18 protein-coding genes and 10 tRNA genes are annotated in these 21,223 nt (G+C 42.2%); 16 read left to right on the forward strand and 12 right to left on the reverse strand.

The annotated features are described in order from the left end of the window. Positions 1-23: 23 nt before the first annotated feature. Positions 24-1,487 (reverse strand): aspartate ammonia-lyase, encoded by a 1,464-nt coding sequence (gene aspA / locus C9J45_RS16595; protein ID WP_107207976.1) that lies wholly within the window; start codon positions 1,485-1,487, stop codon positions 24-26. Between the two features lie 446 nt (positions 1,488-1,933). Between aspA and C9J45_RS16600 the strand changes: the two genes are divergently transcribed. Beyond that, entirely contained in the window at positions 1,934-2,449 is a 516-nt protein-coding gene (locus C9J45_RS16600; protein WP_107207977.1) for an FxsA family protein, read from the forward strand. A 74-nt stretch (positions 2,450-2,523) separates the two neighbouring features. Here C9J45_RS16600 and C9J45_RS16605 read toward each other — a convergent pair whose 3' ends face one another. After that, a complete protein-coding gene (locus C9J45_RS16605) occupies positions 2,524-3,897 on the reverse strand; it encodes an MATE family efflux transporter (RefSeq protein ID WP_107247319.1) in 1,374 nt (457 codons plus the stop codon). Positions 3,898-4,106: 209 nt separating this feature from the next. On the opposite strand from C9J45_RS16605, the gene C9J45_RS16610 reads away from it, so the two are divergent. Together C9J45_RS16610 and groL are read left to right on the forward strand one after the other, a co-directional pair. Continuing rightward, positions 4,107-4,397, forward strand: a complete 291-nt coding sequence (locus tag C9J45_RS16610; RefSeq protein ID WP_005372610.1) for a co-chaperone GroES — start codon at positions 4,107-4,109, stop codon at positions 4,395-4,397. A gap of 41 nt (positions 4,398-4,438) precedes the next feature. Next, on the forward strand, positions 4,439-6,082 hold the full coding sequence (gene groL / locus C9J45_RS16615) for a chaperonin GroEL (protein WP_105061388.1): 1,644 nt from the start codon (positions 4,439-4,441) through the stop codon (positions 6,080-6,082). Between the two features lie 891 nt (positions 6,083-6,973). Here groL and C9J45_RS16620 read toward each other — a convergent pair. From C9J45_RS16620 to epmB, 3 genes are all read right to left on the reverse strand, one after another. Next, the gene (locus C9J45_RS16620) at positions 6,974-7,432 is read right to left on the reverse strand and encodes a molecular chaperone GroEL (RefSeq protein WP_107247320.1); all 459 of its coding nucleotides are present in this window, start codon (positions 7,430-7,432) and stop codon (positions 6,974-6,976) included. A 433-nt stretch (positions 7,433-7,865) separates the two neighbouring features. Continuing rightward, entirely contained in the window at positions 7,866-8,768 is a 903-nt protein-coding gene (gene rimK, locus C9J45_RS16625; RefSeq protein ID WP_045137470.1) for a 30S ribosomal protein S6--L-glutamate ligase, read from the reverse strand. Between the two features lie 436 nt (positions 8,769-9,204). Continuing rightward, positions 9,205-10,227, reverse strand: coding sequence for an EF-P beta-lysylation protein EpmB (epmB, locus tag C9J45_RS16630; RefSeq protein WP_107247321.1), 1,023 nt, complete (start codon positions 10,225-10,227; stop codon positions 9,205-9,207). A 33-nt stretch (positions 10,228-10,260) separates the two neighbouring features. On the opposite strand from epmB, the gene efp reads away from it, so the two are divergent. Beyond that, entirely contained in the window at positions 10,261-10,827 is a 567-nt protein-coding gene (efp, locus tag C9J45_RS16635) for an elongation factor P (RefSeq protein ID WP_008986072.1), read from the forward strand. Positions 10,828-11,003: 176 nt separating this feature from the next. Here the strand turns inward: efp and frdD are convergent, their stop codons facing one another. The 4 genes from frdD to frdA are packed head-to-tail and all read right to left on the reverse strand — an operon-like array spanning position 11,004 to position 14,326. Beyond that, complete coding sequence (gene frdD, locus C9J45_RS16640) at positions 11,004-11,366, reverse strand: fumarate reductase subunit FrdD (protein ID WP_107207988.1); 363 nt, start codon at positions 11,364-11,366, stop codon at positions 11,004-11,006. Between the two features lie 10 nt (positions 11,367-11,376). Continuing rightward, on the reverse strand, positions 11,377-11,760 hold the full coding sequence (gene frdC / locus C9J45_RS16645; RefSeq protein ID WP_107207989.1) for a fumarate reductase subunit FrdC: 384 nt from the start codon (positions 11,758-11,760) through the stop codon (positions 11,377-11,379). Between the two features lie 2 nt (positions 11,761-11,762). Further along, a complete protein-coding gene (locus tag C9J45_RS16650; protein WP_107207990.1) occupies positions 11,763-12,503 on the reverse strand; it encodes a succinate dehydrogenase/fumarate reductase iron-sulfur subunit in 741 nt (246 codons plus the stop codon). Beyond that, positions 12,503-14,326 (reverse strand): fumarate reductase (quinol) flavoprotein subunit, encoded by a 1,824-nt coding sequence (gene frdA / locus C9J45_RS16655; RefSeq protein WP_107247322.1) that lies wholly within the window; start codon positions 14,324-14,326, stop codon positions 12,503-12,505. The genes C9J45_RS16650 and frdA overlap by 1 nt, the downstream gene beginning before the upstream one ends. A gap of 529 nt (positions 14,327-14,855) precedes the next feature. Between frdA and epmA the strand changes: the two genes are divergently transcribed. After that, the gene (gene epmA, locus C9J45_RS16660) at positions 14,856-15,824 is read left to right on the forward strand and encodes an elongation factor P--(R)-beta-lysine ligase (protein ID WP_107292780.1); all 969 of its coding nucleotides are present in this window, start codon (positions 14,856-14,858) and stop codon (positions 15,822-15,824) included. A 278-nt stretch (positions 15,825-16,102) separates the two neighbouring features. Here epmA and C9J45_RS16665 read toward each other — a convergent pair whose 3' ends face one another. The 3 genes from C9J45_RS16665 to rsgA all read right to left on the reverse strand — a co-directional run bounded on the left by C9J45_RS16665 (position 16,103) and on the right by rsgA (position 19,243). After that, positions 16,103-16,819 carry a carbonic anhydrase gene (locus C9J45_RS16665; RefSeq protein WP_107207993.1) on the reverse strand — a complete coding sequence of 239 codons (717 nt, stop codon included), beginning with the start codon at positions 16,817-16,819 and terminating at the stop codon, positions 16,103-16,105. 300 nt (positions 16,820-17,119) lie between these two features. Then, positions 17,120-17,992: an archaetidylserine decarboxylase gene (asd, locus tag C9J45_RS16670; RefSeq protein ID WP_107247325.1), complete on the reverse strand. Its 873-nt coding sequence runs from the start codon at positions 17,990-17,992 to the stop codon at positions 17,120-17,122. Positions 17,993-18,190: 198 nt separating this feature from the next. Continuing rightward, positions 18,191-19,243: a small ribosomal subunit biogenesis GTPase RsgA gene (rsgA, locus tag C9J45_RS16675; RefSeq protein WP_107207995.1), complete on the reverse strand. Its 1,053-nt coding sequence runs from the start codon at positions 19,241-19,243 to the stop codon at positions 18,191-18,193. Positions 19,244-19,315: 72 nt separating this feature from the next. On the opposite strand from rsgA, the gene orn reads away from it, so the two are divergent. The 11 genes from orn to C9J45_RS16730 all read left to right on the forward strand — a co-directional run bounded on the left by orn (position 19,316) and on the right by C9J45_RS16730 (position 21,194). Then, complete coding sequence (gene orn, locus C9J45_RS16680) at positions 19,316-19,861, forward strand: oligoribonuclease (protein ID WP_107207996.1); 546 nt, start codon at positions 19,316-19,318, stop codon at positions 19,859-19,861. Between the two features lie 130 nt (positions 19,862-19,991). Continuing rightward, positions 19,992-20,068 (forward strand) — tRNA-Met (locus C9J45_RS16685). 22 nt (positions 20,069-20,090) lie between these two features. Further along, a tRNA-Gly gene (locus C9J45_RS16690) sits at positions 20,091-20,166 on the forward strand. A gap of 89 nt (positions 20,167-20,255) precedes the next feature. Continuing rightward, a tRNA-Met gene (locus tag C9J45_RS16695) sits at positions 20,256-20,332 on the forward strand. A gap of 21 nt (positions 20,333-20,353) precedes the next feature. Continuing rightward, positions 20,354-20,429, forward strand: a tRNA-Gly gene (locus C9J45_RS16700). A gap of 71 nt (positions 20,430-20,500) precedes the next feature. Further along, positions 20,501-20,577 (forward strand) — tRNA-Met (locus tag C9J45_RS16705). Between the two features lie 22 nt (positions 20,578-20,599). Further along, positions 20,600-20,675 (forward strand) — tRNA-Gly (locus C9J45_RS16710). Between the two features lie 89 nt (positions 20,676-20,764). Beyond that, positions 20,765-20,841 (forward strand) — tRNA-Met (locus C9J45_RS16715). Between the two features lie 21 nt (positions 20,842-20,862). After that, positions 20,863-20,938 (forward strand) — tRNA-Gly (locus C9J45_RS16720). 52 nt (positions 20,939-20,990) lie between these two features. Beyond that, a tRNA-Gly gene (locus C9J45_RS16725) sits at positions 20,991-21,066 on the forward strand. A 52-nt stretch (positions 21,067-21,118) separates the two neighbouring features. Beyond that, a tRNA-Gly gene (locus C9J45_RS16730) sits at positions 21,119-21,194 on the forward strand. The last annotated feature ends 29 nt before the right edge of the window (positions 21,195-21,223 follow it).

The raw sequence follows: 21,223 nt of genomic DNA on the forward strand, positions 1-21,223 counted from the left end.
GTATTACTCAGGTACCGCTACGCTTAGTTATAGCGCTGTGCCTTGTATTGAGGGTGCATTAAGTTTTCGATGGAGAAGATATCATCTAATTGCTCTTCCGTCAGCAAGCCGCGCTCTAGCACCACTTCACGGACACTCTTACCGGTTTCAGCACAGATTTTACCTACGATATCGCCTTCATGGTGACCAATGAATGGGTTTAAGTAAGTCACGATACCGATAGAGTTAAACACGTAGCTCTCACAGACATCTTGATTGACTGTGATGCCTTCGATACATTTCTCACGTAAATTAACACACGCATTTTTAAGTAAGCTGATTGATTCAAACAACGCTTGGCCAATCACAGGCTCCATGACGTTAAGTTGAAGCTGACCTGCTTCTGCTGCAAAAGTAATGGTTGTATCGTTACCAATTACTTTAAAGCAAACTTGGTTAACCACTTCTGGGATAACAGGGTTTACTTTTGCTGGCATGATAGATGAGCCTGCTTGCATTTCAGGAAGGTTGATTTCGTTCAAACCAGCACGAGGACCAGAAGACAGTAGACGTAGATCGTTACAGATCTTAGAGAGTTTCACCGCAGTACGTTTTAGCGCGCCGTGAACCATAACATAAGCGCCACAGTCAGATGTTGCTTCGATCAAGTCTTCTGCTGGGGTAACAGGTAGGCCTGTAATTTCAGCGAGACGTTGAACCGCTAGGTGTTGGTAACCTGTCGCTGCATTCAAACCAGTACCGATAGCCGTCGCACCTAGGTTGACTTCAAGCAGTAGCTGCGCGGTGTAATGCAGGTTTTTGATTTCTTCTTTTAACAACACACTATAAGCATGGAATTCTTGGCCTACCGTCATTGGTACAGCGTCTTGTAGCTGAGTACGGCCCATTTTTAAGATGCTAGCAAATTCCGTTGCTTTCACATCGAAGGCTGTCTTTAGGTACTCTAATGCTTCTAGCATGTTAATGATGCTGTTATATACCGCAACACGGAAACCAGTAGGGTAAGCACAGTTAGTCGATTGTGACTTGTTTACGTGATCGTTCGGGTTAATGATGTCATATTCACCTTTCTTTTTGCCCATAAGCTCAAGAGCAAGGTTTGCAATCACTTCATTGGTGTTCATGTTGACAGATGTGCCAGCACCGCCTTGGTATACATCAGAAGGGAATTGATCCATACAACGGCCTGTTTCTAAAATAAGATCACAAGCTTGCTCGATGTAGTTACCGACTTCTGAAGGGATCGCACCCAGTTCTTTGTTCGCCATCGCTGCAGCTTTTTTGGTGAAAACCATGCCGCGAACAAACTCAGGTACGTCTGAGATGGTGGTATTAGAGATATTAAAGTTTTCGATTGCACGTAGAGTGTGAATACCCCAATACGCGTCTGCTGGAACGTGACGCTCACCAAGAAGATCTTCTTCGATTCGAGTTGCAACATTCAGTGCTGCTTCGTTATTTTTTTCAAGATCAATCATCTGAGACATAATATAGCCCTTTGGGAATCTTTTAATAAAATCAATGATTAAGCCAACTGTCTAAGCAAAGGGTCCGTTTTGCTAAGTTGAAGCAAGATGATCGTACCTGACATCTTAATTGATGCTGATGATACTCCCCTGATTGGCTAAAAACATAATCCAGATCACTTTTTACGTGAGCCTGAAAATATTTGCACAGAAACGCGATCCTACTCACAAAAGTTGTTAACAGGAGGGGTGGCTTATTTATCTAAAAATGAAAAGAAATAACAAAATATGAACAAGTTGTTTGAGGGGGAAATGTGTATTTAAGGTTTAGTGCAAAAAGAACTGTTGAATTATTTGTTAACGATTTTTTATCTTAGGCGACACGGTATTTAGCGTTTAAACATGTAATACTATATTGAGTCATTCAGCGTTTTGAATACCGATACGTTATAAAAAAGAGGTTAGGTGTGTTTGCAATATTAATGCTGCTTTTTATCGCCGTTCCAATGATTGAAATTGGTCTATTTATTCAGGTCGGTGGCTTTTTAGGTTTTTGGCCGACCATGATGCTAGTGTTTATTACTGCCGTGGTTGGGGCTTCTTTGGTACGTAGCCAAGGATTAGCGACATTAATGTCTGTACAAACAAAGATGCAGCAAGGGCAAATGCCAGCACAAGAAATTGTTGAAGGTGTACTGTTAGCCGTTGCTGGAGTGTTATTGCTTACGCCTGGATTTATGACAGATGCATTAGGCATGTGTATTTTACTGCCGCCTATTCGTGCCAAAATTGCACAGCAATTAATGCAGCGCGTAAAAGTGCAGAGCAACTTTAATCAGTTTGGTGGCGGTTTTAGCTCAGGGTTTGATGGGCAATCAACTGGGCCGTTTAGTCATAAAAATGACAATGGTGATGTTTTCGATGGTGAATTTGAACGTAAAGATGATCAAAATAACAACCATCAAAACCCACGTTTAAAGTAGGTCTTTAAACGTAGTATATAAAAAGTTATTAATAAAAAAGGCAGCGTTAGCTGCCTTTTTTATATTTACACTATTCATATTTTAGAGGGGATAACGAGCGAAGATAAGGTCGTTTTTCGTAATCGCCGTGCATACAAATAAGCACAAATACCACCAATAACATTGGCAATGGAGATGCCGATAAAGAGCCCTTTCGTACCATAGTACAAGCTGCCTACCCAAGCGCTTGGTAGCAGAAAACCAAATAAACGTAACAGGTTCCAAATCAGTGCGTTGACGGTTTTATGTAATGCATTGAGCGCGCTAATGAGTAGCATACATACTGCTTGTAAACCATAACTAGCTGGTACGACTAATAAATAATGCCACAGTTGATGTTGTACTGTGGCATCACGAGAAAACAGTGAAGCTAATGGCACACTGAGTGGCACCATGGCGATAAAAATCAACAGTTGGAATAAAATCGCAAAATGCATGGCAGTAAAAAGCGCCTTAAAAGCCCGTTCCGGTTTATTGGCGCCAAGGTTTTGCGCCATAAACGGCATTAATGCTGAGCCCAATGCCATCATCCCTATCACTAAAATTGATTCAATACGCATCGCGGCACCGAATGCGGCAACTGATGCGGTACCTTGCGCGGCAAGCAATGACATTAATAGAGCGCTCGATAATGGATTGAGTGCGTTTGATAATCCAGCAGGCGCGCCAATATGTAAAATCTGCTGCCAATCAGATTTTAATTTTAGGAGGACTGGCATTGTGAGTAATTTTTCACGGCGATGGAGCAAATACAATGATGCGGTTAATGCTACAGCCCAACTGATCCCGCTTGAGATAGCAGCGCCTTTCACTCCTAATTCTGGAAACGGGCCGTAACCAAAGATCAATAAAGGATCGAGGATACCGTTAATTAAACCAGCTATGATCATAATTTTAGCTGGGCTTTTGGCATCGCCTGTTGCGCGTATTGCACTGTTACCCGTCATAGGGATCACCAATAAGGGGATTGCGATGTACCACACAGTCATATATTCGTGGATGATTGGCAGTAAATCCGCACTGGCGCCCATTAAGGAAAAGAGTGGATCTATCGTTAGCCACCCAACTGTTGAACCTAACACCATTAAAATAACGGCAAGCAATAAACCATGTGTGGTAAGCCTTGCTGCACTTTTGGTATCACCACTTCCGAGTAAACGTCCAATGCTGGTGGAGATCCCAACACTCATGCCCATGGTGATACAGTTCAGACCAAAGGTAACGGGAAATGTAAAACTGACCGCGGCTAATGCATTGGTGCCAAGTAGTGAGATAAAAAATGTATCAACCAGATTAAACATTAAAATAGCAATCATACCGAATACCATTGGTACAGCTAAACGGCGTAATGCATCTGGGATCGGATCGGATAATAAGCCGTATTTATCAGGCTTGTTGTTGGTTTCCATGGCGGTCTCATTGTAAGGATGCTTGCATACCCTAATGCAAAGAATGTGATCGGGCAAAAGTTCTCAAATAAATAATGAAAAAAAATTGGTCTACACCTTGGGTTCTCTCATATTAGACCCAACATGATTAGATAATAGAAAAGTCGCCAAACATCAGTTTGTGTGTACATTCATGTATGGAAATTACCAATTATCAGGAGAGACGACCGATGAATATTCGTCCTTTACACGACCGTGTTATCGTTGAGCGCCAAGAAGTTGAATCTAAGTCTGCTGGCGGCATTGTATTAACAGGTTCTGCGGCTGAAAAATCAACACGCGGCAAAGTACTTGCAGTAGGCAAAGGTCGTATTTTAGAAAACGGTTCTGTTCAGCCACTTGACGTTAAAGTTGGCGACACTGTTATCTTTGCTGAAGGCTACGGCACTAAGACTGAAAAGATCGATGGCAAAGAAGTTCTAATCATGTCTGAAAATGACATCATGGCAATCGTTGAATAATCCGATCACATCGAATTAAAAATTAAGAAAGGAAACGCAAGATGGCTGCTAAAGACGTTAAATTTGGTAACGACGCACGAATTAAAATGCTAGAAGGTGTCAACATTCTAGCTGACGCAGTAAAAGTAACATTAGGTCCTAAAGGCCGTAACGTTGTACTAGACAAATCATTTGGTGCACCAACGATTACTAAAGATGGTGTTTCTGTTGCGCGTGAAATTGAACTGGAAGATAAATTCCAGAACATGGGCGCACAAATGGTGAAAGAAGTTGCATCACAAGCTAACGATGCGGCGGGTGACGGCACAACAACAGCAACAGTACTTGCACAAGCGATCATCGCTGAAGGTCTAAAAGCAGTCGCTGCGGGTATGAACCCTATGGATCTTAAGCGCGGTATCGACAAAGCGGTTATTGCTGCGGTTGAAGAGCTAAAAGCGCTATCTGTTCCATGTGCTGATACAAAAGCTATCGCACAAGTAGGTACAATCTCTGCGAACTCTGATGCAACTGTGGGTAACCTAATTGCTGAAGCGATGGAAAAAGTAGGCCGTGATGGCGTTATCACCGTTGAAGAAGGCCAAGCACTTCAAGACGAACTAGACGTTGTTGAAGGTATGCAGTTTGACCGTGGCTACCTATCTCCATACTTCATCAACAACCAAGAAGCGGGTTCTGTTGATTTAGAAAGCCCATTCATCCTATTGGTTGATAAGAAAGTATCAAATATCCGTGAACTTCTTCCTGCATTAGAAGGCGTTGCTAAAGCATCTCGTCCTCTACTTATCATCGCAGAAGACGTTGAAGGTGAAGCGCTAGCAACATTAGTTGTGAACAACATGCGTGGCATCGTGAAAGTGGCCGCTGTTAAAGCACCTGGTTTCGGTGACCGTCGTAAAGCAATGCTTCAAGATATCGCAGTACTAACAGCAGGTACCGTGATTTCTGAAGAGATCGGTCTTGAGCTAGAAAAAGTTCAGCTAGAAGATCTTGGTCAAGCTAAGCGTGTAACTATCACGAAAGAAAACACAACAATCATCGACGGTTCTGGTGAAGAAGCGATGATTCAAGGTCGTGTTGCACAAATTCGTCAACAAATTGAAGATGCAACATCTGACTACGACAAAGAAAAACTTCAAGAGCGTGTCGCTAAACTTGCTGGCGGCGTAGCGGTTATCAAAGTTGGCGCAGCAACTGAAGTTGAAATGAAAGAGAAGAAAGACCGCGTAGAAGATGCACTACACGCAACTCGCGCAGCGGTTGAAGAAGGCGTTGTTGCAGGTGGTGGTGTTGCACTTATCCGCGCAGCATCTAAAGTTGCAGGCCTTACTGGCGACAACGAAGAGCAAAACGTGGGTATCCGTGTAGCACTTCGTGCAATGGAAGCACCTATCCGTCAAATCACGAAGAACGCAGGTGATGAAGAATCTGTTGTTGCTAATAATGTACGTGCAGGTGAAGCGAACTACGGTTATAACGCAGCAACTGGCGAGTACGGTGATATGATTGAAATGGGTATCCTAGACCCAACAAAAGTAACTCGTTCAGCACTTCAGTTCGCAGCATCTGTTGCTGGTCTTATGATCACGACAGAAGCAATGATTACTGACAAAGCGACTGATACTCCTGCAATGCCTGATATGGGCGGCATGGGTGGTATGGGTGGCATGGGCGGTATGATGTAACCCATTAATAACAGTAGAGATTTTTCTCTTAGTTATTTGAAAAGCCGAGCATGATGCTCGGCTTTTTTATTGCCTGATAAATATAGAACCAATATACGTAACATTGTTTTTATTGTTGTACATAGTTTGTCGGGAATATTCCTAAAAAAGCTGCACAAAAATAAAGTTATTTTAAAACAATGAGTTATGTAAGTGTTACGATGTGTTAGCTTATACCGTTGAAAGTGTACACCTATTTGCTGTTCTTGTTATATAAAGGTCTTCGTCTTGTCCTGTTACTCTCTCTAATACACTCAAGATAAAAGTAAGGCGTGATTGTTATAATCAAGCATATAATCACAAAAAATCATGTACAGCATTGTGCCTTAAAAATACCAATAACCACTATTTTGAGTGATAAGCATATAAGAGTTTATATTCCCATCTTTTAAATCAAATTGTGGTTTTATGTTTTTATTGTATATAAACTCAATTAAGCCACTTAATTGCCATTAATATATTAGAGCATGTTTTTTGTGAAATAAGATTAAAAATGTGTTCAATAAGTATTGGTTTAATAATTACTTAATCAAACTATCGACTTTGACGTGGTCGATAAATATGATTTTTCTAGTATATTAACCTCTATGAACCATTGCTCATCTAGAAAAAAGCCCTAAAAGCTGTACGTTGTTTTTATTGTTTTATTTCAATAAGTTATGTTGGAATTAAAAGGCGCTATAAATGCGATTGTATTTGAGCATAAAAAAGCTGTAATTTTTTCATTTAGCTGTACAGGTTAGTTCGGAGAGGAGATTTTGATGTCTGATAGGGCTGGAAACGATGGTGTTTAGTTATAAAAACGCCCCTGTATTTAAGCAGAGGCGTAGTGAATATCAAAAAGGGAGTCTATTAGCTCTCGCTAGGCAGGTTATCCTGATTTAATGAGACCCACGCAGCCATAAAGCAAATAATGAACGACTGGATGAAACCACGTAAATCGATATCACCTTGAACTAATACATCATCGGCGTTAGTTTCCATGTTAAAAGATACGGTACGATCCGTTATGCTGAAGAATACACGACCAACCAGTACTAAGTTCTCACCATTATCGTCTGGGTTGTAAACCATACCTGCGCCAATTTGATCGTGTTCAGTGATAGGTAAAGCGCTAAACGCTAACTTTTCAGCTCCTTCAAAGCCAAAGCCAGCGTAATGCTTACTTGGATCTTCTTGTTGTAATAGCTGAGAAAGCATCTCTGTATAAGTCTCTAGGGCTTCTTCTGGTACATCTTTAGTATTTACCTGTCCCATGTCAAAAGGCTTTTCATCTTCAATCATAGCAACGTTATAGGTAAAGTCTGTCATCGTTAATCCTTTGATTTTTAATATCATCATCATTATATAACGTACTACGTTAACGTAATTTTGAACGGTCTGATAGTATTAATCTCATCAGTGATTAGTGGATGTTTTAACGATCACAGTTATAGGAATGTGGCGATATATTGTTCCAAACTTTGCTTTGTCAGTGAAGAAGTAAGCTGTTACTTACTAACTATATTAATAATAAATAAGGTATAAAGAACTTAGCGGTATAAAAGCTTTAGTTTATTGAGGAAAAATCTTAAAAAGCTGTACAGAATTAACTTATTTATAATCAATAGGTTACCCTGATTATTTGAGGTTTTGGCTTGCGGAGTGTTTTGTTCTGCTTTTTGCTGTATTTTTCGTGAAAAGCTGAACTTTATTTAAGTTCATAGTTGCCGTTGTTATGTTTCATAACAACGGCGAGTTCAAGTTATTGATTTAATTGAAACCTTTTGCTCTTGTTGGCATTTTTTTCAATATATTCGATGATCATACCAGCAATATCTTTGCCTGTTGCCGCTTCAATGCCTTCAAGGCCAGGTGATGAGTTGACTTCCATGATTAATGGACCACGGTTAGAACGCAGTAAATCTACACCCGCAACGCTTAATCCCATTGCTTTCGCTGCTGCAATCGCCGTTTTACGCTCTTCTGGTGTAATACGGATCAGTGATGCACTTCCACCACGGTGTAGGTTTGAGCGGAACTCACCTTCAGCTGCCTGGCGCTTCATTGACGCAATGACTTTATCGCCAATAACAAAACAACGGATGTCGGCGCCACCGGCTTCTTTAATATATTCCTGAACCATAATATTGGCTTTTAAGCCCATAAAAGCCTCAATCACACTCTCTGCTGCTTTTTGAGTTTCAGCTAATACTACGCCAATCCCTTGAGTACCTTCTAATAACTTAATAACCAAAGGTGCACCACCGACCATTTTGATTAAATCAGGTACGTCATCTGGTTTACTCGCAAAGCCGGTAACAGGCATACCAACACCTTTGCGGCTTAATAACTGTAATGAACGTAGTTTGTCGCGTGAACGGGAAATAGCAATGGATTGATTGACAGGGAAGACACCCATCATTTCAAACTGACGTAATACAGAGCAGCCATAAAAGGTAATGTCTGAGCCAATACGCGGAATAATGGCATCAAAACCTGTTAAATCATTGCCCTCAAAGTGAATTGAAGGCTGCACAGAGTTGATGTTCATATAACAACGCAGTGCATTAATAATCACAGCTTCATGTCCTCGTTGCTCACAAGCTTCAACAAGGCGACGGGTGGAGTATAGGTTAGCGTTTTGCGACAAAATGCCAATTTTCATTGCGTTACTCGCGACAAATAAGAGGTGATAGTCAGCAGCGTTAAGTTTGGCGAACTTGTTAAATATATGCCGCTGTATGAGTCGCGACTATGCGCTTAAAACAATAAAAAATCGATAGCCGTAAAGATGATTTTTTTTGATTGTGTTGGATAAATTTATTTATCGATAAGTAAAAGTAACATGATGTTCTTTTTAATGTAAGTAAAAAGAACATCATGTTACCTATTCTTAGTTGTTATTTTACTGGAAAAGCTGTACGTGTTATTTTAGTTTTTAATAATCAATGTGTTATGATTGGTTTATTATGTTACTTTAAGTGATTGTTATAGTGTGGTCACCTTTTTGGTGTAATTAATTCGAAAAGGTGTTTATTTTGTTTTTGGTGTAAAAAAAGACGATTTAATCGTCTTTTTCGTGTTGCTGTTGGGTTTATGGCCTATTCAAGCAGTAAGTCCAGCGGCGTTTTACTTGCTCGTCCACCGACTTCTCTGGTGAGTTTAGGGACGAGATACCCTGAGACTTGGGTGATTAATCCGGCCATTAATTGACGAGCCGTTTCATCATCTACCATATAATGCGCAGCGCCTTGCACGCGGTCTAAAACGTGGAGGTAATAAGGCTGAATACCTGCATCAAATAATGCTTCGCTAAGGTCTGTTAATGTCTTTACCGAGTCATTAATGCCTTTTAGCAGTACGCCTTGGTTAAGTAAGGTGACATTGGCTTGTTTTAGCTTCTGCATTGCTGTTTTTAGCGCATCATCGATTTCGTTGGCATGATTAATATGAGTCACCAAAATCGTTTGTAAACGCGTCTCTGCCAGTATTTGACACAAGCTATCGGTAATACGGTTAGGGATCACCACTGGTAGCCTGCTGTGGATACGTAGGCGCTTGATATGAGGTATTGCTGAAATATGCTCAACAAGCCATTGGAGCTCATGATCTTTAGCCATTAACGGGTCGCCACCGGATAAAATCACTTCATTGATTTCAGGATGGGCGGCGATGTACGCCAGGCTCTGCTGCCATTGATGCTTGTTACCTTTATTGTCGCTATATGGAAAATGACGACGGAAACAATAACGGCAGTTGACCGCACAGCCACCTTTGACTATCAGCAATACACGATTGTGGTATTTATGCAGTAACCCTGGAATATCGTTCTGCTGCTCTTCTAGGGGATCGACAGAGTAACCTTGGTGAACTTCGAATTCTTGCTCTAAGGGTAAAATTTGACGTAAAAGTGGGTCATGTGGGTTGCCGATTTCCATTTTTTCAACAAAGCTCAATGGAACACGTAGCGCAAACAGCTTCCTTGCGGCGAGGCCATTTTCCCATGGTGTGGGATCAATTTTGAGCAATTTGAGTAACTGAAAGGGATCAGATATCGCATTCGATAGATCATTAAGCCAGTTTTGCTCAACAGATGGCACGTTTAGGGGTATGATATGCGACATTAAATACAACTCGAAGATGTTAAGAGGATTAGAATGGCGTCTTTCAGCACCAATGAATTCCGCGGCGGAATGAAAATTATGCTAGATAATGAACCATGTGTCATTATCGAAAACGAATTTGTTAAGCCTGGTAAAGGTCAAGCGTTCAACCGCGTACGAATCCGTAAACTTATTTCTGGTAAAGTTTTAGAGAAGACTTTTAAATCAGGTGAATCAGTTGAAGCTGCGGACGTAATCGATACTGATCTTGATTACCTATATAACGATGGTGAATTCTACCACTTCATGAACAACGAAACGTTTGAGCAAATTGCTGCTGACGTTAAAGCGGTTGGTGAGAATGCTAAGTGGCTAGTTGAAAACAACACTTGTACGCTAACACTTTGGAACGGTAACCCAATTGCTGTTACTCCACCAAACTTCGTTGAGCTAGAAGTGACTGAGACAGATCCTGGTCTTAAAGGTGATACACAAGGTACTGGCGGTAAGCCAGCAACACTAAGTACGGGTGCTGTTGTTCGTGTACCTCTATTTATCGCTATCGGCGAAGTGATCAAAGTTGATACTCGCTCTGGTGAATACGTAAGCCGTGTTAAGTAATTAATCGGTTTATAAGGTCGTTATATTATTAACGATGAAAAGGTCGCGTAAGCGGCCTTTTTTGTTTCTATTTTTTGATATTGATGGAAAAAGGTAAATTAGAAACGGTTGCTATCATAAAATTTAGATAATAAAAAAGCACCGCTTGCGGTGCTTTTTGTGTTTTTGTATACAGTTTAAATCATGAATACAAAAATGATGGATAGGGCGGTGATCAAAAACGCAAATGCGTAACAAGCGATCTTACCGACCACACCTGCATGGATTTTTAAATCATGCATACCGTGGTGCAAACGGTGCATCGCATGCCACATTGGTAGCGACAGAGTTGCGATAACAAACAGGGCACCAATAAAGCTGGTTGCGAAATCTGCTGCGCGATCGTAAGTCATTGCTTCTGGGCTAATAATGCCAAGAGGAACAAGAATACCGAGTACTAAAATCGTAACCGGTGTGATCATTGCAAACCAAGTACCGCCAGCACCGAACAGACTCCACCATACTGGCTCGTCAGAACGTTTAGGATGTAAATTAACCACGACGGACTCCTTAAACTATCGCAAGAACAAACAAGGTAATAACAGCAACAACAGCCCACTGAGCAAGAATGATAATTTTCTTATCAAGCAATTTGCCTTTAATACGAATAGGCACAACTTGTGGCATCATATTGAAGTAGGTGAATGCGTGGAATAGGCTACCTGCTAGGGCAAGAATATTTAAAATAATCACAATAGGGTTAGCCATGAAATCTAACCAGCCTTGCCATGCTTCAGGACCTTTAACTAGGCTACCTAAACCGAATGTTAAGCAGATTGTAAAAAAGATCAAAGGTAGTACTGTTGCTTCGCGGATCATGTAGAAGCGATAGAAAGCGCTGTCTTTCCACCAAGTACGCTTCATTTCACGAACGTAAGGTTTACGGTTGCTCATCCTTATGCCTCCATTGGTTTGATCATTGCAATAACGAAATCTTTAGAAGATTCGACTTTGCCTTGGTTAACAGCCGCAGCTGGATCAACACTCTTAGGACAGACTTCAGAACAGTAACCTACGAATGTACAACCCCAAGCACCGTTTTCACCATTGATAAGCGCCATACGTTCATCTTTACCATTGTCACGGCTATCAAGGTTGTAGCGATGAGCCAGAGTCAATGCTGCAGGGCCAATAAATTCAGGGTTTAAACCAAACTGAGGACACGCGGCGTAGCACAGACCACAGTTAATACAGCCTGCAAATTGCTTGTATTTCGCCATTTGCTCTGGTGTTTGTAGGTTTGTACCATCTTCAGGTGTGCGATCGTTACCAATAATGTAGGGCTTAATCGCTTCAAGACGCTCAATAAATGGCGTCATATCGACAATTAAATCTTTTTCAATCGCAAAATTTGCTAATGGCTCAATTTTTACACCGTTAGGGTAGTCACGTAAAAAGCTCTTACAAGCAAGCTTTGGCACGCCATTTACCATCATGCCGCAAGAGCCACAGATAGCCATACGACAAGACCAACGGTAGGATAAATCCTTATCTAGGTGGTCTTTAATGTAACCAAGCGCATCAAGAACAGACATGGTTTCATTGAACGGTACTTCGAATTGTTCTAGGTACGGTTCTGCGTCTTTTGCTGGGTCATAACGCAGAATTTCAACTGATTGAATGCGAGTCGCTGACATTATGCCTTTTCCTCTTGTTGCTCTGTGGCTGCTAGTTTTTCAGCAGAGTCTTTTGCTGCAGCTTCGTCAGCGGCAGCACCATATAGACGTGCTTTAGGTTGAGATTTGGTGATCGTTACATGGCTGTAATCGATAATTGGTGCTGCGCCATTGTTGTAAAACGCTAACGTGTGTTTTAGGTAGTTCACATCATCACGTTCAGTACAACCGTCATCTAAGCGTTGGTGTGCACCACGAGACTCTCTACGATTTATTGCTGAGTGTGCCATCGCTTCAGCCACTTCTAGGCCGTAACCAATTTCAATTGCGTATAGCAGATCGGTATTAAAGACTTTACCTTTATCTTGAATGGAGATGCGCTTGTAACGATCTTTTAGCTCCGCTAGCTTATCAATCGTTGCCTGCATTAAATCTTCTTGGCGATAGATACCACAACCCGCTTCCATGGTGTGACCCATTTCAGTGCGGATCTCTGCCCAGTTCTCATCACCTTCTTGTGCCATTAGGGCATCAATACGTGCTTGAACTGCATCAATTTGTGCATTGATCGATGCGTCATTCCAACCTTTGAATTCCTCGGCACGTTTAACCGCGTGCTCACCAGCAACACGACCAAATACCACGAACTCTGCTAATGAGTTAGAACCTAAACGGTTGGCGCCGTGAAGACCGACAGAAGCACACTCACCCACAGCAAATAAACCTTTAATGCGAGTTTCACATTCGCCATTTGTTTCAATACCACCCATGGTGTAGTGAACAGTAGGGCGAATTGGGATCGGCTCTTTTGCAGGATCGACGTTGACATAGGCTTTTGCTAATTCACAGATGAACGGTAGACGTTCATGCAAGTATTCTTCACCAAGATGGCGTAGATCTAGGTGTACCACATCACCAAGTGGGTGCTTGATGGTGTTACCCTTTTGTTGTTCATGCCAGAAAGCCTGTGACACTTTGTCACGAGGGCCTAATTCCATGTATTTGTTCTTTGGTTGGCCGACAGGTGTTTCAGGGCCCATGCCGTAGTCTTGCAAGTAACGGTAACCGTTTTTATTTACAATGATACCGCCTTCACCACGACAGCCCTCTGTCATCAGGATCCCTGTGCCAGGAAGACCTGTTGGGTGATATTGTACGAATTCCATATCACGTAGTGGAATACCGTGACGGTACGCCATTGCCATACCATCGCCAGTTACAATGCCACCGTTAGTATTACAGTGGTAAACACGACCTGCACCACCCGTTGCAAGGATCACTGACTTTGCTTTAATACAAATCAATTCGCCTTCAGACATGTGGATTGCAATTAGACCTTGTACTTCACCATCTTCAACTAAAAGATCAACCACAAAATATTCATCAAAACGTTTGATTTGAGAATACTTAATCGAGGTTTGGAATAAGGTGTGCAGCATGTGGAAGCCAGTCTTATCTGCAGCAAACCATGTACGTTCTACTTTCATACCACCAAAACGACGAACGTTTACTTCACCGTTTTCTTTACGGCTCCATGGGCACCCCCACTGTTCCATCTGGATCATTTCGCGAGTGGCGTTCTCAACGAAATATTCCACAACGTCCTGTTCACATAGCCAGTCACCACCGCCAACGGTATCGTTGAAGTGATTATCTAAGCTATCTTCGTCCTTGATCACGGCAGCAGAGCCACCTTCAGCCGCAACAGTGTGCGAACGCATTGGATACACTTTTGAGATCAGTGCAATTTCTAGTTCTGGGTTAGCTTCTGCAGCAGCGATGGCAGAACGTAGGCCTGCACCACCTGCGCCGATTACAGCGATATCTGTGGTAATAGTCTTCACAGCTATCCTCCGAAGGTAAGACGGTAAAAATTGAAAAGATGCGCGTGGCGCATCTATCCTTGAAATCCTGAGCGCATTCTATGAAACCCTGTGATTAGATAAATTGATTTAGACGCAGGTTTTTACCGAAATAGTCAAAAAATGTAAGAAGATTACAAAACCTGTGATATTTGTCACAATCGATCATGTTTTTAAATTGTTATCTCTTTGTATTTATTGGTTTTTATGTTTATTAAATGTTAATTGATGTGTGGCGGTTATTTTGTTTTTATTGGGGGTGCTTTTTAACTTGATGATAAGAAAGACAAATCAAGTGATGCTTTAGTTGCGGGGATGTGGGTGTTGTAAGCTGGTGATTAAATATTAAGTTTTCATCAGAGAAAAAAAGAGAAGCTATTTTTTCATAATTTATTCATATCTTTATCAGTCATAGAGACTTTGTTGTGATCTCTTGTGGGAATCTGCGACGTTTATTGCTGAGCTCTGATAAAATGTGAGCATTAATCAATTTCATTAAAGAAGAAAGTTTATGTCTACTTGGCAACCTACTGCGTCTATTGAGCAACTCAAAAAACGCGCTCATCTGTTAGCGGTTATTCGTCAGTTTTTCGCCGCTCGTGAGGTGATGGAGGTCGATACTCCAGCCATGAGCCAAGCAACGGTGACGGATGTACACCTACATACTTTTCAAACCGAATTTGTAGGGCCTGGGTATGCTGATGGGCAAATGTTATTTTTAATGACTAGCCCTGAATTTCATATGAAACGATTACTTTCCTCGGGAAGTGGGGCGATTTATCAGATTTGCAAATCTTTTCGTAATGAAGAATCGGGTCGTTACCATAACCCCGAATTCACCATGTTAGAGTGGTACCGTCCTAACTTTGATCATCATTTGCTCATGGATGAAATGAATGACTTACTGCAGTTAGTTTTAGGTTGTGGTGCCGCTGAGAAGATGACCTACCAACAGGCGTTTATTAACCAGCTTGGCGTGTGTCCTTTAACTGGCACAATGACGGAACTTAAAGCGGCGGCTGCAAATCTTGGGCTGTCTGATATCGCTGAACCTGAAGACGATCGCGATACCTTATTACAGTTGCTATTTAGCATTGGCGTTGAAGGTAAAATTGGTCAGCATGTACCAGCTTTTGTTTATGACTTTCCTGCCTCGCAAGCGGCATTGGCGCAAATTAACCCAACTGATCCTCGTGTGGCAGAGCGCTTTGAGGTGTATTTTAAAGGCATTGAACTGGCGAATGGCTTTCATGAGTTAGCGAATGGTGATGAGCAATTACAACGTTTTGAGCAAGATAATCAAAAGCGTTTAGAGGTGGGATTAAAGCCTCAACCGATTGATATGAATTTGGTTAACGCGCTACGTGCTGGTTTCCCTGACTGTGCGGGTGTCGCCTTAGGTATCGACCGGTTGATCATGTTGGCATTAGGACTTGATCACATTGAAAAAGTGACAGCCTTTCCTATTGAACGAGCATAACCGACAACATTGTTGAGACGTTACGTTTGTTATCAACGTAAAAAAGCACGGTAATTATCATTATTACCGTGCTTTTTTATTACGTAAGATAAATTTAACCGATACCTCCAAGGTGCAGATAAACATCAACAGAGGGCGGTATCAGGGCGACCACAAATTTACCTAAAACAGCTTTAATTCATTTAGATAGTCCGCAAGTAGGATTTCAAGGCGTCTTATCTTTGATGATTTAATATAGAGAATTCACACCTTAAATGCAAGTGGTTCTCATTACGTGGTTATTCAACGATAATTCGCGCGTTAATGGGTTGTACTGGTCGGTTGTTATTGCCCATGATTTGATGCAGTTTCTCGGTTTGATCTTTTGAGCTGTATTGTGGTGTTTCTAAAACAAACCAGCGAACACCTTCAGTACATGGTGGTGTCGTTAGTGAGCCATTGAATTGATAGTACTCTCGCTCGCGAGGAAGAAGATTATTCGGGCTCAGATCATCGGTGAAATCGATGGTATTACCTTTAGTTGGGATATCTTTTAGTAAAGAGCTAAGAGCATTGTTCTCACGTAAGCCGTTTTCAAACATCACTGCGATAACGGCAATATTGCCTTTATCATCTACATTCACAAAGTGCGCTTCTAACGGGTATTGCTTACCGTTGATTAAGTTTTCAGATGGCGTATGGAAATGAATTTGCTTCAAGGTATACGTATCGCCATCCACAATCAGCTTATTATCGCCACTCACGAGTGCTTCTACTGTATGTCCATTATTGGTGATCTCGGTGATTTTTCCGTCGTACTCAATTCGCAGTGGGGCAAGGTTTGTTTGCAACGCAGAAGTGATGTTAATTGGGCTTTGATTTTTACCTAATCCACACATTGGGTAGCTTTCAGCCCAGTGTTCGTTGCTCTTGCCATAGCCCCAGTCAGCGGCTTGCGCTGTTAGAGATACCCCAGCAAGTAGGGAAAGAAGAACTAAAGATGCTTTTTTTATCATGTGAAAACCTTTGTTATATCGCATTTATATAGTGAGAAAGTAGCGCGTTGGTGTTGTCAGGTTATGGGCTGACATAACGGCATTTATTCTAGATAGGTATGATGGTAAGTCGAATACGAAAGAAAGGAAAATAAGATTATCTTAGTTAAGAGCTTACGGTAGTAAGAGTGGAGGAAATGTCATGTTCTTTAGTGCAATTGTTGTTCGGTGATTGCATGACGTCGTCAACTCGAGCTTTGTGTTTACCGTATTGTGGATAAGAAAAAAGGGCTAATATAGCCCTTTTTCTATTATCTATTATTACAGATTTTGGGAGATTTGCTCTGCGTAAGGCTGACCCATACGTGTTGTTTGCAGTGGTTTCATTTGCTCTACAAAACGTACCGCATCTTTAGGGAATAAGTTGATCACCGTAGAGCCGAGCTTAAAGCGGCCCATTTCTTCACCTTTTTTCAGGCTAATTGCTGCAGTACCTGTTGCGGGGTAATCCCAACGACGTACTTCTGGGCCTGTTGGCGGTGTTACTGTTCCTGCCCACGTGGTTTCAATACTGCCCACAATCGTAGCACCAACCAGTATTTGTGCTAATGGACCAAATTCGGTATCAAAAATACACACAACACGCTCGTTACGTGCAAATAGATTAGGGACATTTTCTGCAGTTAGCGGGTTAACTGAAAACAGATCGCCGGGTACATAAATCATTTGGCGCAATATACCATCGCATGGCATGTGAACACGGTGGTAATCACTCGGTGATAAGTATAGTGTCGCGAAATCACCGCCCATAAATTCATCGGCAAGATTTTTATCACCACCTAATAGTTCACAAGCATCAAAGTAGTGACCTTTAGCTTGGAATAAACGGCCCTCTTTGATTGGACCGAGTTGGCTAACGCAAGCATCTGCTGGGTGGCTAATGATACGTGTATCTTCATTAATTGGACGCGCACCATCTTTTAGTTCACGAACAAAGAAAGCGTTAAACGTTGGGTAAGCCGTAGGATCGGGATTACGTGCTTCTGCCATATCAACATTGTATTGTTTGATGAACCAACGAATAATCGCTGTGGTGACTTTGCCGCCTTCTAATGAAGCCAGTTTGCCCACTAAACGTGTTAGCGCATGCTTTGGCGTACAATATTGCAGGCCGATTTTTATCTTATCTAGCACAATTAATCTTCCGAAAAATACCACTTAATCAATAATCTAGCTGCTTATGTCAGAGACAAAGAACAACCCGAACAGGCAATGATACCTAACTCTTAGAGGAAAGTCAGGTTATCTGCATGGGTGGCTAAGAGTTTGAGAGTCGAGTCCAAAAATGAAGAGCATCCCAAAGAGAGTATAGGTACTCTCTTTGGGAGGGGATCAGTCAGGCTTGTTGCGAGAAAATTGGCGGTTAGCAACATTTTCCGACATGCTTTCAATGATCTTATGGTAGCTATTGAAACGGTCTTGGCTAATTTCACCTTTTTCAACGGCTTCACGCAAAATACAGCCCGGATCGTTTTTATGTTTACAATCGCGGAATTTACACCCGCCAAGGTAATCACGAAATTCAACGAAAGCTTCTGTTACTTGCTCTGATTCTAAGTGCCATAAGCCAAACTCACGCACTCCTGGTGAATCAATCAGATCACCACCTTCTTCAAAGTGATATAAACGTGCTGCTGTCGTGGTATGTTGGCCTAACCCTGAGTTACTTGAAACATCACCGATATCAGCTTCAACTTCAGGCATTAAGGCATTAACCATACTTGATTTGCCCACACCCGATTGGCCAGCAAAAATACTGGTATGATCTTTTAAGTCTTGCTTTAAGCCATCTAAGCCTTCGCCTGTATCGGTACTGACAAGGCGAACGTGATAACCAATCTTTTCGTATTGTGCGAGTTTTTGTTCAACATTTTTACGCTCGTCTGCACTCAATAAATCGACTTTATTTACGACAATAAGCGGCTTAATGCCGATAGTTTCTGCGGCAATAATATAGCGGTCGATTATGTTAAGCGATAGCTCTGGTAAAATAGCTGAGACGATAACAATACGGTCAACGTTGGCTGCGACTGCTTTTACGCCATCATAATAATCAGGACGAGTCAGCATTGATTGGCGCTCATGCACCGCTTCCACCACGCCAGCAATACCTTGTAAGGCTTCAACCCCTGGACGCCAAACAACACGATCGCCAGAGACGAGACTTTGAATGCTGCGACGTAAGTTACAGCGATGAATTATGCCTGTTTCGGGATCTTCGACATCAGCATGTTGGCCGAAACGAGTGATCACCAGTCCTTCTCGCGCATTTTCTAATAATGACTCATCCCATTGGACGTCATTTTTCTCGCGAGTTAGGCGTTTATTTTGGTTTGAGCGGACGCGTCGGCTCTGACCTTTAGTTAGCTTTTTCTTTTTTGCCACAAGAATATCATTCAATTTGGTTAGCTTTCGGTATTATCATACATGGTTTAGTCACAAAATAGGCAATATCGAATGACAATCAGCGACAAGAATCTCATTTGGATCGATCTTGAAATGACAGGATTAGATCCAGAAACCCATAAAATCATTGAAATAGCGACAATTGTTACTGATCCTCAACTCAATATTTTAGCGGAAGGCCCTGTACTTGCGATCCATCAGCCTGAAGCTGAGTTGGATAAAATGGATGATTGGTGCACAAATACGCATACAAATAGTGGTTTAGTTGAGCGTATTCGTAAAAGTACCGTGACAGAGCAACAAGCGGTGGCACAAACAATTGCATTTTTAGAGCAGTGGGTTCCTAAAGGATCTTCACCTATTTGTGGTAACAGTATTGGTCAGGATCGTCGTTTCTTATACAAGCATATGCCTGAACTTGAGCAGTACTTCCATTACCGTTATTTAGATGTCAGTACCCTAAAAGAATTAACGCGTCGATGGAAACCTGAATTATTAGATGGGCTTAATAAAAAAGGTAGTCACTTAGCACTTGATGATATTCGCGACTCAATTGATGAATTACGCTACTATCGAGAGAATATATTTACAATTTGATGGTTAAATCGGCACTTGAAAAACTTTATTCGTTTTTTTCTGCAGAAGTCTTGCATCAGTCAATTTTAGTCGTATAATGCGCAGCCTCGAAAGGAGATAACGCGTTTGTTTCCTTTCGATAAAAATCGGACGCGGGGTGGAGCAGCTTGGTAGCTCGTCGGGCTCATAACCCGAAGGTCGTTGGTTCAAATCCAGCCCCCGCAACCAATCTCTTTTAAAGAGATGTGATGCGACACTAGCTCAGCTGGTAGAGCGCAACCTTGCCAAGGTTGAGGTCACGAGTTCGAACCTCGTGTGTCGCTCCACTTTTTTACTTGCTAGAGAAGTGATATTCATGGCTACGGCGATGGATAAAAATAGTTGTCACCCAACTTAAAACAGGTGAAAAATCGGACGCGGGGTGGAGCAGCTTGGTAGCTCGTCGGGCTCATAACCCGAAGGTCGTTGGTTCAAATCCAGCCCCCGCAACCAATCTCTTTTAAGAGATGTGATGCGACACTAGCTCAGCTGGTAGAGCGCAACCTTGCCAAGGTTGAGGTCACGAGTTCGAACCTCGTGTGTCGCTCCAAATTGATATTCATGGCTACGGCGGTGAATAAAAATAGTTGTCACCCAACTTAAAACAGGTGCAAAATCGGACGCGGGGTGGAGCAGCTTGGTAGCTCGTCGGGCTCATAACCCGAAGGTCGTTGGTTCAAATCCGGCCCCCGCAACCAATCTCTTTTAAAGAGATGTGATGCGACACTAGCTCAGCTGGTAGAGCGCAACCTTGCCAAGGTTGAGGTCACGAGTTCGAACCTCGTGTGTCGCTCCACTTTTTTACTTGCTAGAGAAGTGATATTCATGGCTACGGCGATGGATAAAAATAGTTGTCACCCAACTTAAAACAGGTGAAAAATCGGACGCGGGGTGGAGCAGCTTGGTAGCTCGTCGGGCTCATAACCCGAAGGTCGTTGGTTCAAATCCAGCCCCCGCAACCAATCTCTTTTAAGAGATGTGATGCGACACTAGCTCAGCTGGTAGAGCGCAACCTTGCCAAGGTTGAGGTCACGAGTTCGAACCTCGTGTGTCGCTCCAATTTGATAGTTCATGGCGAAAGCGGTGAACGTTAGGTGAAAGACCTAGCTATGCGACACTAGCTCAGCTGGTAGAGCGCAACCTTGCCAAGGTTGAGGTCACGAGTTCGAACCTCGTGTGTCGCTCCAATTTGATAGTTCATGGCGAAAGCGATGAACGTTAGGTGAAAGACCTAGCTATGCGACACTAGCTCAGCTGGTAGAGCGCAACCTTGCCAAGGTTGAGGTCACGAGTTCGAACCTCGTGTGTCGCTCCAATTTGATAGTTCATGGCGAAAGCGATGAA

Source organism: Photobacterium sp. GB-1 (genome assembly GCF_003026165.1).
Lineage (GTDB): Bacteria > Pseudomonadota > Gammaproteobacteria > Enterobacterales > Vibrionaceae > Photobacterium.

Excerpts from the sequence above, each read along its gene's own strand:
- rimK (WP_045137470.1), bottom strand. The coding sequence starts at position 8,768 with ATGAAAATTGGCATTTTGTCGCAAAACGCTAACCTATACTCCACCCGT.
- C9J45_RS16620 (WP_107247320.1), bottom strand. The coding sequence starts at position 7,432 with ATGACAGACTTTACCTATAACGTTGCTATGATTGAAGATGAAAAGCCT.
- efp (WP_008986072.1), top strand. The coding sequence starts at position 10,261 with ATGGCGTCTTTCAGCACCAATGAATTCCGCGGCGGAATGAAAATTATG.
- aspA (WP_107207976.1), bottom strand. The coding sequence starts at position 1,487 with ATGTCTCAGATGATTGATCTTGAAAAAAATAACGAAGCAGCACTGAAT.
- C9J45_RS16605 (WP_107247319.1), bottom strand. The coding sequence starts at position 3,897 with ATGGAAACCAACAACAAGCCTGATAAATACGGCTTATTATCCGATCCG.
- epmB (WP_107247321.1), bottom strand. The coding sequence starts at position 10,227 with ATGTCGCATATCATACCCCTAAACGTGCCATCTGTTGAGCAAAACTGG.
- C9J45_RS16610 (WP_005372610.1), top strand. The coding sequence starts at position 4,107 with ATGAATATTCGTCCTTTACACGACCGTGTTATCGTTGAGCGCCAAGAA.
- orn (WP_107207996.1), top strand. The coding sequence starts at position 19,316 with ATGACAATCAGCGACAAGAATCTCATTTGGATCGATCTTGAAATGACA.
- groL (WP_105061388.1), top strand. The coding sequence starts at position 4,439 with ATGGCTGCTAAAGACGTTAAATTTGGTAACGACGCACGAATTAAAATG.
- C9J45_RS16665 (WP_107207993.1), bottom strand. The coding sequence starts at position 16,819 with ATGATAAAAAAAGCATCTTTAGTTCTTCTTTCCCTACTTGCTGGGGTA.
- epmA (WP_107292780.1), top strand. The coding sequence starts at position 14,856 with ATGTCTACTTGGCAACCTACTGCGTCTATTGAGCAACTCAAAAAACGC.
- frdC (WP_107207989.1), bottom strand. The coding sequence starts at position 11,760 with ATGAGCAACCGTAAACCTTACGTTCGTGAAATGAAGCGTACTTGGTGG.
- C9J45_RS16650 (WP_107207990.1), bottom strand. The coding sequence starts at position 12,503 with ATGTCAGCGACTCGCATTCAATCAGTTGAAATTCTGCGTTATGACCCA.